At 38.0% G+C, this 14,746-nt stretch carries 12 protein-coding genes; 3 read left to right on the top strand and 9 right to left on the bottom strand.

Annotated elements, in window-relative coordinates; translation table 11 throughout:
- Nucleotides 1–41: 41 nt before the first annotated feature.
- The 9 genes from CNR22_12805 to CNR22_12845 form a co-directional block, all read right to left on the bottom strand.
- Nucleotides 42–1,346, bottom strand: a complete 1,305-nt coding sequence (locus tag CNR22_12805; protein ID PBQ32612.1) for an aminotransferase — start codon at nt 1,344–1,346, stop codon at nt 42–44.
- Between the two features lie 135 nt (nt 1,347–1,481).
- Complete coding sequence (locus CNR22_12810) at nt 1,482–2,156, bottom strand: hypothetical protein (GenBank protein PBQ32613.1); 675 nt, start codon at nt 2,154–2,156, stop codon at nt 1,482–1,484.
- 65 nt (nt 2,157–2,221) lie between these two features.
- Nucleotides 2,222–2,974 carry an NAD(P)-dependent oxidoreductase gene (locus CNR22_12815; protein ID PBQ32614.1) on the bottom strand — a complete coding sequence of 251 codons (753 nt, stop codon included), beginning with the start codon at nt 2,972–2,974 and terminating at the stop codon, nt 2,222–2,224.
- 2 nt (nt 2,975–2,976) lie between these two features.
- Nucleotides 2,977–4,701 carry an amino acid transporter gene (locus CNR22_12820; protein ID PBQ32615.1) on the bottom strand — a complete coding sequence of 575 codons (1,725 nt, stop codon included), beginning with the start codon at nt 4,699–4,701 and terminating at the stop codon, nt 2,977–2,979.
- Nucleotides 4,702–4,736: 35 nt separating this feature from the next.
- Nucleotides 4,737–5,180 (bottom strand): GNAT family N-acetyltransferase, encoded by a 444-nt coding sequence (locus CNR22_12825; GenBank protein ID PBQ32616.1) that lies wholly within the window; start codon nt 5,178–5,180, stop codon nt 4,737–4,739.
- 11 nt (nt 5,181–5,191) lie between these two features.
- Nucleotides 5,192–6,052, bottom strand: coding sequence for a hypothetical protein (locus tag CNR22_12830; GenBank protein ID PBQ32617.1), 861 nt, complete (start codon nt 6,050–6,052; stop codon nt 5,192–5,194).
- Nucleotides 6,036–6,614, bottom strand: coding sequence for a phosphatase PAP2 family protein (locus CNR22_12835; GenBank protein ID PBQ32618.1), 579 nt, complete (start codon nt 6,612–6,614; stop codon nt 6,036–6,038). Before CNR22_12835 ends, CNR22_12830 begins: the two co-directional genes overlap by 17 nt.
- A 37-nt stretch (nt 6,615–6,651) precedes the next feature.
- Complete coding sequence (locus CNR22_12840; GenBank protein ID PBQ32619.1) at nt 6,652–7,326, bottom strand: hypothetical protein; 675 nt, start codon at nt 7,324–7,326, stop codon at nt 6,652–6,654.
- Between the two features lie 70 nt (nt 7,327–7,396).
- On the bottom strand, nt 7,397–8,809 hold the full coding sequence (locus CNR22_12845; protein ID PBQ32620.1) for an MBL fold metallo-hydrolase: 1,413 nt from the start codon (nt 8,807–8,809) through the stop codon (nt 7,397–7,399).
- Between the two features lie 78 nt (nt 8,810–8,887).
- On the opposite strand from CNR22_12845, the gene CNR22_12850 reads away from it, so the two are divergent.
- The 3 genes from CNR22_12850 to CNR22_12860 all read left to right on the top strand — a co-directional run bounded on the left by CNR22_12850 (nt 8,888) and on the right by CNR22_12860 (nt 14,083).
- Nucleotides 8,888–9,310 carry a 2-aminomuconate deaminase gene (locus CNR22_12850; protein PBQ32621.1) on the top strand — a complete coding sequence of 141 codons (423 nt, stop codon included), beginning with the start codon at nt 8,888–8,890 and terminating at the stop codon, nt 9,308–9,310.
- Between the two features lie 227 nt (nt 9,311–9,537).
- Nucleotides 9,538–10,377, top strand: a complete 840-nt coding sequence (locus CNR22_12855) for a hypothetical protein (protein ID PBQ32622.1) — start codon at nt 9,538–9,540, stop codon at nt 10,375–10,377.
- A 256-nt stretch (nt 10,378–10,633) separates the two neighbouring features.
- Nucleotides 10,634–14,083 carry an isoleucine--tRNA ligase gene (locus CNR22_12860; protein ID PBQ32623.1) on the top strand — a complete coding sequence of 1,150 codons (3,450 nt, stop codon included), beginning with the start codon at nt 10,634–10,636 and terminating at the stop codon, nt 14,081–14,083.
- Nucleotides 14,084–14,746 lie beyond the last annotated feature (663 nt).

The raw sequence follows: 14,746 nt of genomic DNA on the forward strand, positions 1-14,746 counted from the left end.
AGATAATAATAAAAAACAGATGTTTAAAATTACCAGGTTTATTATTTTACCTGGGGAGCAACAGTTTGTGAAATGTCTTTTAAACCTTGCACGAGAAAATCCAGATCTTCAATATTTGTGTAAACATTGGGTGTTACGCGAATGCCATTTACTTTCTCATGAATGATAGACACGGTGTGAATTTTGTAATGATCAAATAAATTTCCTTCAATCTGCTGCGCTTGCCAGCCTTCGAAACCAACATTAGCAATAGCACAGGAGTATTGCGGTTTTAAAGAGGTTGCAATCTTTACTTTAGGTAATTTGGTGACTTTTTCTGTCCAGTAATCTTTCAGATATCTTAAACGGGCTTCTTTTCTTTTGGCACCTATAATATTATGAAAATCTATAGCTGTTCCAATAGCCATTTCTGAAGCAAACGAACGCGTTCCAAGGTTCTCAAATTTTCTAATATCATCACCGTCTGGTTCCGCGCTTGATAACAAAGCCCATATATTTTTGATTTTTGTTTTGCGTATATACATTAGCCCACTGCCAAAAGGCGCGCCAAGCCATTTATGCAAGGATGTAGCAAAATAGTCAGCGCCGGTATCTTCGATTTTAAAATCGAAATGTGCAAAAGAATGTGCTCCATCAACTATTACTTCGCAGCCTTTTTTGTGAGCCATGTCGGCAATGGCTTTGCAAGGCACAATGTTACCGGTCCAGTTAATGAGGTGTGTAATATGAACTATTTTTGTTTGAGAAGTAATGGCATTCTCATACAATTTGATAATAGTAGCGTCGTCTTCCGTTGGTTGAGGAATGGTAACCCAAACCAGTTTTATTTTATCTCGCTTTTCCCTTTGTTTCCATGCATTCATCATGTTGGGATAATCAAAAGTGCTTAACACAACTTCGTCCCCTTCTTTTAAATTTAATCCAAAGATAATACTGTTTAAGCCTTCCGTAGCGTTCCTGTTAATAGCAATTTCATCTGGTAAAACCTCGCAAAGATTTGCCAGCTTGTTCCGTAAACCCTCTCTTTGCTGATCGAGAATTCGCCACATGTAATACGAGGGGGCCTCGTTTGAAAGTTGATAATTGCGAATGTGTGCTTCCTGAACCACTTTAGGTTGTGGACTCACACCGCCGTTGTTCAGGTTAATTAAATTTGCCGATATGGTGTAACTTGATCTTACCCATCCCCAGAAATCTTCATTTTCGATGGATGCATCAAAGCTCTGATTTTCGAGTATTGATAAGTGCTTTTCAAGATGCGTTGAAAAATTTTTATCGAGTGTCGAAAACATTTCAAGCGCGCTGAGCGTGCCTGCAGATGTGAGTAGAAAGTTGCGTCTATTCATTTTTCAGGAGATTATAATGTTTAGGAAGGAATCTAAATTTGGGAGGCATATTAAAGATAATAAAAGATACTAAGCAATTATAGAAAATTAACTAGTTCCCCAACAACTTTCTGATGAATTGTAACTTGATGTCTGCTAAAATCTTGATCCTAACTGCAAGGTGATATGAGTGCCATTTATATAAAGAGAACTAGCAGAATAATCGCTCTCAAAATAATAAGGAGAAAATCCATAACGGCAATTCAATTCCACAAAAAAACTTCCTTTCGAATTACTTAAACTGTTCTTCTGCCAGCCTATGCCAAGACTTACAAAAGAATTTATTTTATTGTAGAGTAATGCGTTCTTAAACTTTAAGTCAGGACTGTCGTCTTTCACAAGTTGCCCATTCTGTTTTATTTTAAGTTTAGAAGGTAATAAATACCGTAAATGGTAGCCGGCTATCAGGTAGGCACTGAACAAACTGTTATCTGCACGCTTAAATAAATATTTAGCTTGCAAAGGAATATCTATCTCATGAATAAAAAGCGAGTAATTGTAAGCAAAAGATTTATCGTAAATTTTAAGTGTATCAGGATTAAAATAGTACGATTTGAAATTAAGCCCATGAAAGAAATATTCGGCGCCGAAAAGTAGAAAAGTTCTGTAGTCTCTTCCAATTTTCTGTTCGCGTTTGTAGCCGATCACTGCGCTTATTTTTTGATTAGCGTTAATCGCATGGTTCTTATTTATTTTATATAAACCTATAGCAGGCGCAAAATAAATACGATTACCGTTCCCCGACTTCTTTCTGGAACTTTGACAAAACAAAAAGGCAGGTAAGAGAAAAAATAAAATAAATGTGAGGACCGTATATTTTATTTTCGACATTAGAATTACTTGCGGATTACATTCGTTGCACTGGCTTGCATGGTTGGCATGATGAGTATATCGTTGATGTTAACGTGTGCTGGGCGGGAAGCAATCCAGAAAATAGTTTCTGCAATATCTTCAGGTTTCAGAGGTTCCATGCCCATGTAAACTTTTTTAGCACGCTCTTCATCACCGTCAAAACGCACCACGCTAAATTCCGTTTCTACCATACCGGGATTTACCGCGGTTACCTTTATGTTATGAGGAAGAAGATCAATACGCATGCCCTTGTTAAGCGCGTCTACAGCATGTTTTGTTGCGCAATATACGTTGCCGTTAGCATACACTTCTTTACCTGCAACAGACCCTATATTTATAATATGACCTTTTTTATTTTTGATCATAAGATTTGAAATTGCTTTTGTTGCATACAGAAGACCCTTGATATTTGTGTCAATCATCCTTTCCCAATGTGAAAGAGATCCTTCCTGGATAGAAGATAGTCCTGCAGCGAGGCCGGCATTGTTAACCAGTATATCAATGTTTTTGTTTTCTGCCGACAAAGCATTTATGGCGTTTTCTACTTCTTCAGAAATACGAATATCAAAACAAAGATCTGTGACTTTTATTTTATAAGCACTTTCAAGCTCTGATTTAAATTCTGTTAAACGTTCTTGTCTTCTGCCTGTTATAATGAGGTCATACCCGTTTTTTGCAAAAATTTCTGCAGTACTTTTTCCGATTCCCGACGTTGCTCCTGTAATAAAAACTAACATACTTATGTGTTTGAAGGCTCTAATTTACTGTGCCTGCGGCCGTAAACAAAATAAATAATTAAACCTATTATTAACCAAATTCCAAAGTACAACCAGTTCTTGTGGCCAAGCTGCGATAGCATATAAAAACAACTCAACAAACCGAGAGAAGGAATAAGGGAAAAATTGTACTTAAACGCCATTACCGAAAAAATGCCGAAGCCTAAAAAGAAAAAATACAAAGGGATTTTTGTAAAAAAATCTTCAGCACCTGAGAACCCAAGGTAGGAATCTATGCTCTCTTTATCTTTCAGGATAAATACCAGCATAAGAAGGAATAAAACAGGAACTATGTATTTCGAATTCACATATGGGGTTTTAAATTTCGATGGCGGCGCATTCGGATCCATTCTAAGCTTAAGTACACCTCCACATACCAGGCAGAAAGCAAAAAGTGTGCCCGCTGAACAAATGTCGGTCACCATATTCATGTCCACAAAAAAAATAGGGACAGCCACTAACAAGCCGGTGATTATTGTAGAGAATGAAGGTGTTTTATATTTAGGATGAATTTTGGAGAAAGCCGGAGGTAACAAGCCGTCTCGACTCATGCTCATCCAAATACGGGGTTGACCGAGTTGAAAGACCAACATTACACTCGCCATAGCAATTACAGCACTGATAGCTATAACCCCGCTTAACCAGTGCAGATTTTGTATTTTTTCAAACACATAAGCTAATGGATCGCCCACTTTTAATTCCGAATAATTTACCATGCCGGTTATAACAAGCGCAATGGCAACATAAAGCACCGTGCAGATTACTATGGAATATAAAATTCCACGCGGTAAATCTTTTTGGGGATTCCTGCATTCTTCTGCTGTGGTAGAAATGGCATCAAACCCAATATAGGCGAAAAATACAGCACTAATTCCTTTTAATAATCCGCCAATACCGTTTGGCATAAAAGGATTCCAGTTTTTTGTGTCAACATAAAATGCACCAACAAAAATAACCACCAGCACTACAGCAATTTTTATGAGCACCATAATGTTGCTGGCATTACGACTTTCTTTAATACCTCTGTAAACCAACATGGTTATTAAAACATTGATAAGTAAAGCGGGGAAATCGAAAACTATGGGTGTGCCGAAAAGAACCGGGGCGGTTTTAAAAGCAGTATAGCCTTCCAGCAGTCCTGCTGTATCAGGATTCGCAGCAATAGCGCTTAAAGTTTGCCCTTGAGTTAAAAGTTCAGAGGCTAGTTTAAAATTTTGTTTGGCTGTAAAATAATCCAAACATAACCAATCGCTGATATGGAGGTGAAAAACGTTATTAACGAGCGAACTAAAGTAATCACTCCAGGAAATTGCAACAGTTACATTGCCTATTGCATATTCCATAATCAGCGCCCAACCTATGATCCAGGCGAATAATTCTCCAAAGGCAACATAACTATAAGTATATGCACTTCCGCTCACGGGAATAAGAGAAGCAAATTCTGCATAAGCAAAAGCTGCAAAGCTACAGGCGAGCGCCGTAAAAATAAAAAGGAAGATTACCCCAGGGCCGCCATCCGCACTGGCCTTTCCAATAGTTGAAAAAATTCCGGCGCCAATGATTGCAGCTATACCAAATGCGGTAAGATCTTTTACCCCAAGATGTTTTGCTAATGAGCCATGAGAATTTTCGTCTTCTTCGCGTCTTTTTAAAATAGACTCAATTGATTTTTTTCTGAAAAGGCTCATATTTTTTGATAGCTACTAAATATACAAAGTATATTTTATACAGGATAAGTTTCAAACGGTTTAATTTCCATGAATCGCCCGGGCTCTGCTAATGGGGTGAACCCAAATTGTGCATATAAACCATGAGCGTCTTTTGTGGCAAGCATAAAACGCCTGAATTTTGTAACTGGTTCATAATTCATAATAAACGCTATAAGTTCTTTTGAAAGTCCTTTTCCTCTGTGTTCTTCCAGAACAAATACATCAGCGAGATATCCAAAGCTTGCAAGGTCGGTAATAACCCTTGCAAAACCTATTAGTGCATACCCTTGATAAATTCCAAAACATTCACTTCCTGCAATCGTTTTTTCTACGAGCTCTATAGAAATATTTTGCGCCCAATAACTTTCTTTACTTAAATAAGTGTGTATAACGTCAATCTGCAGTTTTTTCTTGTCGTTACTAAAAAGATAAGCGCCTGATTTTTTTTCGTAAAGCATGAAAAACAGTTTTAAAGATTGTTGACTACTACGAGGTATTTTGTTTTGGGATCAAAAGCAAAACGGGTTATTTTCTTAATTTGAAAAGAGGCCAGATCAAATAGTAAAACCCACTGCCCTTTGGACTCATCGTAACGCAGGAGTTTTGTTTCCTCTGATTTTACAAGCCCCCACAGAGGATGCCATACGATGTCTTCGTTGGCAGAAGGATAGCTTGCATAACGACTCGCTTTGCGCAAAAGAAAATCATACTTATAAAAATGCACCTGCGTTGAATCTTTTAATCCATAAATAAAAGTATGACGGTTTAAAGCTTTGAACGTTCTGATAGGAGCATTTCCCAGCCATTTATCTTCATTGGTGCTCGTTACATAATATCTTAAAGAATGCGGATCTGTGAGTTTGTAATAGATAACCGTGTCTGTATTCAAAAATGTAAAATAACCGACCGAATCCATCTCTAACTTGTTGTCATCTATGCCACTCACGGTATTGATAAAATGAATGCGCTGAGCACTGTCTGCTTCCACAACTACTGAAGCTATGAAACCACCATTATCTGTAAGCGTAGGCGAATACTCACTTAGTTTGGTTTTGGTGAAGGGAAGTGTTGTTTTATTAGTTATCTCGTAATAATAGATATCAGCTTGTTTGTCTTCTTTTATGCTCACGTAATAAATCCGCTTTCCATCTCCCGAAAAAGAAGGTTGATTATCGTAACCCTCGCGATTTGTGATGTTCAGGGGATTTTTTAAAACGGTTTGTTTTAATTTATCGGTTTCAATTTTAAAAAGCCATAGATCTGTGTTTGGTACTTGCCCACTCACCACTAACGACAAAATAAAAAATAAACCACTAAGCTTTTTGCCCATCGTTTTTAAAAAAATAAGAGTTCATGAATTTGTAAATCAGTATTCCGAAAAATAATCCCGCCAGCATGCCGGTAAAGACATCACTGGGATAATGCACGCCGAGATACATCCGGCTGTATGCAACAAGGGCCGGATAAAAAAATAAGAGCAGTTTATAACGTCGTTGGATCCAATTGATGAAAAAGAAAATATACGCCACCAGCCCGAAAGTGTTCGCAGAATGGCTGGAGTAAAAACCATATTCACCACCTTTATAATCGCGCACTGAGTGAATGTCAGATTTAATTTCAAGGTTGTGACTGGGACGATACCGTTTTACACTATGCTTGATGAGGTTAGTAGAAAGATCAGCGCAGGCAACAACAATGGCACAGCCTAAAAGAAACTCAAGCATTCTTCTTGGAGTTGATTTTCTGTAAACGGCATAAGCAACAATGGCTACCAAAAAATAAGTATGCCACGATTCACTCATGTACCACATGAATGTGTCTAACAAAGGTGTGTGAAGGGAATTTATTTTCAGCAGCAAATGCCTGTCAAGCATTTTAAGAGAATCAATCATGCTTAAAAATACTAAAAATAGAACCAGTAAGATACGACTATTTATTAATGTGATATTCTACCAGGCGCAATGTATCTTTTAACGGAAGAAGTTTCTCTGTAACAACGAGACCAATGTCTTTAGTATAATAGCTTTTACTTATAAGGATAGGAGTGCTCTCAGGATTGCCATAGCCATAAGTACCAACTACAATAGTAGGATAGTAAGTCTTACCATCAATCACAATCGCTGTATCCTTTTTCAGAATTTTACATCCCGTACCCGCATTACCACTACCGACAAAGCTTGTACTCCTCCACTCCCTGCCCTCGACAAAATTATCATCGACTATTGCTACAAGATCGGCAAGTGGCATAGTACGGTACTTAATATGACTATGAGCGTAGCCGTTCCATATAAATATATTATTGTACTTAGGAACATATGCCGTTGTAGTTTTAGTCACGGTTCCCTGGCTGTACTCGTTAACCTTATCTTTTTCATAGCCTGCTGACGTCCTATGTGTTAGAGTGTCGCCTTGCTCATTCATATATTTCCAATACGAGCCAGGAAATGCAGGAAAATAAGAAGACGGTTTTATAGTGTCAATTTTCTGAGGAAGTTCGGGCTGCGGTTGCTGAGGGTCTGGCTGTTGAGGATTTGGTTGTTCTGCTACTTGTTTTTTAGTACAGGAAATTAAAAGAATAAAAGCGATGCCAATGAAATACTTCATAAATTTTGGGTTTAAAGTATAAATAGTATACGCTGATTTTTGGCATCGGGTTGGGTAATTGTTCAATAAATTAAGAAGCAGTACTGCTACAAGCAACCGTGGCAATGTCTTTTTGCGCAGCATCAAGTTTACTGATCGCACCATAACCACCTTGTACATCCGTAAGATTTGTATAGCCCTTCGCTTTCAGAATAGAAGCCGCAATCATACTGCGGTAACCGCCGGCGCAATGAACCATATAAGGATGTGACTTGTCTAAAGTATCAGCCCAATCGTAAATAAAATCAAGAGGCTCGCTGACTGCATTTTTCAAATGTGTAGATTCGTATTCGCCGGGTTTACGTACGTCTAATGTTTTGTAGCCTTTTTGATACTGCTCTAAAAATTCAGTAGCAGGAATACTTTTGATAGTTTCCATTTTTTTGCCGGCAGTTTTCCAGGAATCAATCCCTCCTTTTAAATAGCCGATGCAATTATCATAACCCACGCGCGACAACCGCATCACCGTTTCTTCTTCTCTGCCTTCTGGGGTTACCAATAAAATGGGAGCGTTGATATCGAGAATCACAGTTCCCACCCAGGGGGCGAACTGACCATCTAATCCAATATAAAGTGAATTCGGAATATGACCACCCGCAAATTCCTGCGGTTTTCTAACGTCCAGTACCAAAGGGCTTAAGCTCTTCATCACTGTTTCAAACTCATCTGCAGATAAAGCTTTAGATCCTTTTTCAAGGATAGCGTTATAATTTTGGTATCCGGATTTATTTAATGCTGCATTCTTAGCGAAGTACTGAGGTGCAGGTAAAATTCCGGTTGTAAGTTCTTTAATGAATTCTTCTTTTGAAATATCCCTCAAAGCATAATTTAATACTTTCTGACTGCCAAGTGTATCAAAAGTTTCTTTACTCATGTTTTTACCGCAGGCCGAACCTGCACCATGAGCGGGATACACGATTACATCATCCGGAAGAGGCATAATCTTGTTTCTTAAACTATCGTAAAGCATGCCGGCAAGATCTTCTGTTGTTAAGTCAGATTTTATGGCAAGGTCAGGACGCCCCACATCACCAATAAATAAAGTGTCTCCTGTAAAAATGCAGAGTGGTTTTTTAGTTTCGTCCAGTAATAAATAAGTTGTAGATTCTAATGTGTGGCCCGGAGTATGCATCACTTTTAGGGTGAGTTTACCTATCTTAAATTCTTCGTTATCTTTTGCAATATAACTTTTGTAATCTGTATTTGCATTCGGACCAAAAACAATGGTTGCTCCGGTTTCCTTTGCCAGATCTACGTGTCCGCTAACAAAATCAGCATGAAAATGTGTTTCAAAAATATGAGTGAGCTTATCGTTATTCTGTTTTAAAAGATCGAGGTAAGGTTTTGTTTCACGCAAAGGATCAATAATTACAGCTTCTCCGTTGTTTGAGATATAATAGGCGCCCTGAGCCAGGCAGTTCGTATAAAGTTGTTTTACGTTCATAATTCAAAATTACAATTATAATGTGGTTTGTTAAACGCTTTTATTAATAGAATATAGTTAAATTTGCCTTTTATAAATATGGAAAATTCATCGAAAATAGAATCGTCTAAAGCCCCGGAACCAGTGGGCTTATACCCACATGCGAGACGCGTTGGAAATTTATTATTTTTAAGTGGGGTAGGTCCGCGAGAACGTGGTTCAAAAAAAATTCCCGGTGTTGAACTAGATGAAAAAGGACAAATTGTTAGCTACGATATTGCTCAACAATGTCACAGTGTTTTTCGCAACATCCGTTATATTCTTGAAGACGCCGGAAGCAGCTGGGATAAAATTGTGGACGTCACTGTTTTTTTGACAAACATGAAAGATGATTTTCCTATTTACAATAAGATTTGGGCAGAATATTTTAAAGAAAATCCACCCTGCCGTACAACTATCGAAATAATTAAATTGCCTACCCCGATTGCCATAGAATTAAAAGTTTTGGCAACAGTCGAGTAGATTTAGCAACAGTCGAGTAAAAAGTTGAAATAAATAGTTTTTTCAGAAGCAATGCGATGACTCTCAAGAAGTTATATCAATTACCTAAATCGTTTTAGTTTAGGAATAACTATCCTAAACTGCAACCTTTTGTCTTCAAGTTGGTATAACTACACGAAAAAGTCTGGAATTCTCAAAAAATTTTAACATTTCCGTATTTTTTTATAACTTAGAACAAATATAATCATATGATAATTAAGGAAAACCAATCGATTTTAATCCCAGTTGATTTTTCCAAGCAATCTTATATTGCTGTTAAACAAATTTATACCCTAGCTAAGTTTACAAAATCCAAACTCATTTTGATGCATGTTTCGCCAACGAGTGAAACGGATCGTAAAGATGAATTGGACAGTCTCGCGCAATCTACCCGTACAGAAAGCGGCTTAAACGTTGAAGTGTTAGGCGTGAAAGGCGAGGTTTATGAAATGACCAATAAAACAGCCACAGAACTTGACTGTTCTCTGATTGTGATGGCATTAGATGAAAATACAAAATTTAAAACAGGGCTTTTTGGAGGCGGTATTACCGCTACAAAATTTCTTGCAGCTGCACCGTGTTCTGTTATAACTATCCGTTCAACGGAAAAGCGTGAGGGCTTCAAAAATATAGTGATGCCTTTTGATCTTAGTCCTGAAAGCCGCGAAAAGGTTGGTCTTGCAGTTCAACTAGCACATTATTATAAAGCAGATATTCGTATTGTTTCCGTTTTTAAACCTAACGATGACGAATACGAAAATAAATTATTGCCTTATTTGCAACAGGTAAAAAAATTCATCAAACAAGAAGGTGTAAATTGTACGAACCGTTCTTTACCTAGTACCACGCCTGCTGAAGCTATTATCGAATACGCTGTTAAAAATGATTGCGACCTTATTGTTCAGATAAATCAAAAAGATGTTTCCCTTGGCGAGCGCCTGGGTGGCGGAACTATCGGTCACAGGGTTGTAGAGTTGAGCCCAATTCCTGTATTAAACGTGCAACCCATGAAACGCGAGAGCATGAGCCATTTCAGCAGTGGCATGTAAAGAACAACTCACTTTTTCCTAGTAGTCATTTAATTTACAACCGGATTTTATATCCGGTTTTTTTATTCCCAATGCCTTAATTTCTTAAGTTTTTTAACTTATTTCTGCCAAGGAAAATCCCGCATTTATTAGTAAATTCGCTCCTCTTTTTTCTGTGAGGTTTTTCACCAGTTGAAAAGAAAAGAAATAATAGATTAGATAATTACTCTCAGTGAACTCTGTTTCTCTGTGGTAAAATCTCTGAGACAAAAATAGTATGAAGAAGTATCCTGAATATAAAAAGCTTGATCTCGCGCAGATCTCTGCAGATGTTTTAAAATTCTGGCAAGAAGATAAAACGTTTGACAAATCTATTTCTACCCGCGATGAAAACAAGCCCTGGGTTTTTTATGAAGGTCCGCCCAGTGCGAATGGTATGCCCGGCATACACCACGTTATGGCGCGCGCGATTAAAGATATTTTTTGCCGCTTTAAAACTTTGCAAGGTTACCAGGTAAAACGTAAAGCAGGTTGGGATACCCATGGATTACCCATTGAACTTGGCGTTGAAAAGCATTTAGGAATTACAAAAGAAGATATCGGGAATAAAAATTCTCCGAAATATATTTCTGTTGAAGACTACAACAAAGCTTGTCGCAAAGAAGTAATGAAATACACTGACAAGTGGGAAGAAGTAACTTCTATCATGGGCTACTGGGTAGACATGAGCGATCCATACATTACTTACGATAACAAATACATTGAAAGTGTTTGGTGGTTATTACAGAATTTATCTAAAAAAGATCTTTTATACAAAGGGTTTACCATTCAACCTTACTCCCCTGCAGCGGGAACAGGATTAAGTTCTCATGAATTAAATCAACCCGGCTGTTACAGAGATGTGAAAGACAGGACGGCTGTGGCGCAATTTAAGGTGAGCAGCGGGCAGAAAGCAGTAGCAGCATTGCATCAACATGCAGATACAGATCTTTATTTTTTAGCATGGACAACTACACCATGGACTTTGCCTTCAAATACTGCTTTAGCAGTTGGAAAGGATATTGATTATGTTTTTGTACGTTCTTTTAATCCACTTACCGGTGCACCGCAAACTTACATTCTTGCAAAAGAACTGGTGAATAAATATTTTTCAGAGAAGCATACAGACATTCCTTTCGAGAACTATAAAGCCGGTGATAAAGAAATTCCTTTTAAAATTGTGGGACATTGCAAAGGCTCTGACCTTGCAGGAATTGCTTATGAGCAGTTGTTGCCTTTTGTACAACCACAAGACGGAGATGCGTTTAAAGTAATTACAGGAGATTTTGTTACAACCACTGATGGTACAGGTATAGTTCACATTGCCCCTAGTTTTGGTGCAGATGACTTTAGAGTGGCCAAACAAAATGGAATTGGCTCTTTAACATTAGTAGATAAGCGTGGTAAATTCTCACCAGAAATAAAAGATGGTATTTTTCTTTTTGGTGAAGAGTATGTGAAAGAGGCTTACCTAACGGATGACGAAAAGAAAGCAGAATTTGAAAAACAAAAACAAGTTCTCGAAGCAAATCATAAAATAAAAGAGCTTAAAGTTTATTTGAGTGTAGATGAACGCATAGTTCTGAAATTGCAGGAAGAAGGGAAATTATTTAAGAAGGATAATTACCTGCACAGTTACCCCCATTGCTGGAGAACAGATAAGCCGGTGCTATATTATCCGCTGGATTCCTGGTTCATTAAATCAACGGCCATGAAAGACCGTATGATGGAATTGAACAAAACCATCAATTGGAAACCGGAAGCTACTGGTACAGGTCGTTTCGGTAACTGGTTAGAAAATTTGAACGACTGGAATTTATCGCGTTCACGTTTCTGGGGCATTCCGATTCCTATCTGGACAAGCGAGGATAAACTAGAACAACTCGTTATTGGAAGTGCAGAAGAATTAAAAAAAGAAATTGATAATTCTGTTTCAAAAGGATTTATGAAATCCAATCCTCTTGAGAAATTTGTTCCGGGAAATTTTAGTCCTGAAAATTACGGGACGTTTGATTTGCATAAACCTTACGCAGATACGATCGTTTTGGAAAAAAACGGGAAACAATTATTCCGCGAGCCTGATCTTATAGATGTTTGGTTTGATAGTGGCGCTATGCCTTACGCACAGGTACATTATCCTTTTGAGAACAAGGCATTGATCGATGAGAAAAAATATTTCCCGGCAGATTTTATTGCTGAAGGAGTAGATCAAACACGCGGTTGGTTTTTTACCTTGCATGCTATTGCTACTATGAATTTTGATTCGGTAGCTTATAAAAATGTTGTTTCTAATGGACTCGTTCTTGATAAAAATGGGAACAAAATGAGCAAGCGTTTGGGCAATGCGGTTGATCCTTTTATCACCATAAACAAATACGGAGCAGATGCCACGCGTTGGTATATGATTGCCAATGCAGCGCCATGGGACAATTTAAAGTTTGATGAAGAAGGAATTGCAGAGGTTCAAAGAAAATTATTCGGTACGCTTTACAATACTTATGGATTTTATGCTTTGTATGCTAACGTAGATGGATTCGTGCCCGGTGAAAAAATACAAGTGCCGGTAGAAAACAGAATTGAGCTCGACAAGTGGATCATTTCTGAACTACAAACCTTGATTGAAGAAGTAACGTTACGGTATAATGAATTTGAACCGCACCGCGCTGCCCGTGCTATTGAAACTTTTGTGGACGAGCATCTAAGTAACTGGTACGTGCGTTTAAGCCGCCGTCGCTTCTGGAAGGGAGAGATGAGCCAGGATAAAATTGCAGCTTATGAAACTTTGCATACCTGTTTAAAAACAGTGGTTCAATTAATGAGTCCAATCGCCCCCTTCTTCGCAGATTGGATGCATCAGAATTTAACGCTGTCACAAGAATCAGTGCATTTAACAGACTTAGTAACTGTTCAAAAGAATTACCAGGATAAAGCTTTGGAGGAACGCATGGAATTGGCACAAAAAATTTCTTCCATGGTTTTATCTATCCGTAAGAAAGAAAATTTAAAAGTTCGTCAGCCTTTACAAAGAATTCAGATCCCGATCTTGGATAAAGAATTTCAGAAAAAAATTGAGGCCGTTCAGGATTTGATTCTTGGCGAAGTAAATGTAAAGGAAATAGATTTTGTGGATGAAAGTAAAGCTCAGATCGTAAAAAATCTGAAACTAAACTTCAAAACACTGGGTAAAAAATGTGGTCCACACATGAAAGCCGTGCAGGAGTTTGCTAAGGAAAAAGAGAACGCGAACAAAATTATTTCGGGCATTGAAAAAGAGGGTAAATACACGGTGTCATTAAAAGATGCGGAAATAGTTCTGGAATTAGAAGACGTGGAAATTATACCTGTAGATATGCCAGGGTGGAAGGTTGCTAACAGTGGATCTTTAACCGTGGCACTGGACGTAAATCTTTCGGAAGAGCTTAGAAACGAAGGATTGGCGCGGGAAGTGGTAAATCGCATCCAGAACTTAAGAAAGGATAAAGGATTTGAGGTGACTGATAAGATTTTGGTTAAAATTCAGCAAAATTCAGATTTGGATAACGCTATTAAAAACAATTTAGGTTATATTTGTTCTGAAACTTTAACGAGTGATTTGCAGTTGGTTCAAACCATAGCCTCTAACAACGCAACGACTATTGAAGTTGACGAGTTAATTAGCACTTTAATATCAATTGAAAAATTAAATTAAAATTAGTTATGGCTAAAAAGAAAGAAACTAAAAAAGCGGACAAAAAAGCCAAACCTGCTGCAAAAAACATCGCTAGCAAACCAGCTCCAAAAAAAGGTGCACCGGTTGCTGCTAAAAAAGTAAATAAACCTGCCTCTAAATCTGCTCCATCAAAAGCAGTAAAAGCAGCCAAACCAGCTAAAACGGTTAAACCTATAGCTAAAAAAGAAGAGAAAAAAATGACGAAGCCGGTTGCTAAGACTAACAAAAAAGAAGAGACTAAGAAAGTTGCGAAACCTGAAGTGAAAACCTCGACAGCCAGCGCTGGCAAGAAGGCTGGAAAGCCTATTGAAGCAGTTGCTAAAAAAGGAAAAGACAAAAAATCTGAGAAAGTTCTTTCGAAGAAAAAAGGAAAAAAAGGCGATGACGATGAAGAAGAAGATATTCCTGCTGAAGAGGAGGAAGATGATTCTGACGTTGACGTAAAAGATGATTACGAAAAAAATGACGACGATGATGCTGCAATCGTAGAAGACGCGGGTTTGGATGAAGCAGGCATGATCGATCTTGAAGGCGTAAGCACTCCTGATGATGATGACGATGATGAAATTCCTGAAAAACGTGGACGTGGACGCAGAAAGAAAAATGAAGGCAAGTCAAGCGGCGGAAGCATGGAAGCTTACA

This window comes from Sphingobacteriaceae bacterium, from assembly GCA_002319075.1.
Classification (GTDB): Bacteria; Bacteroidota; Bacteroidia; order B-17B0; family Aurantibacillaceae; genus Aurantibacillus.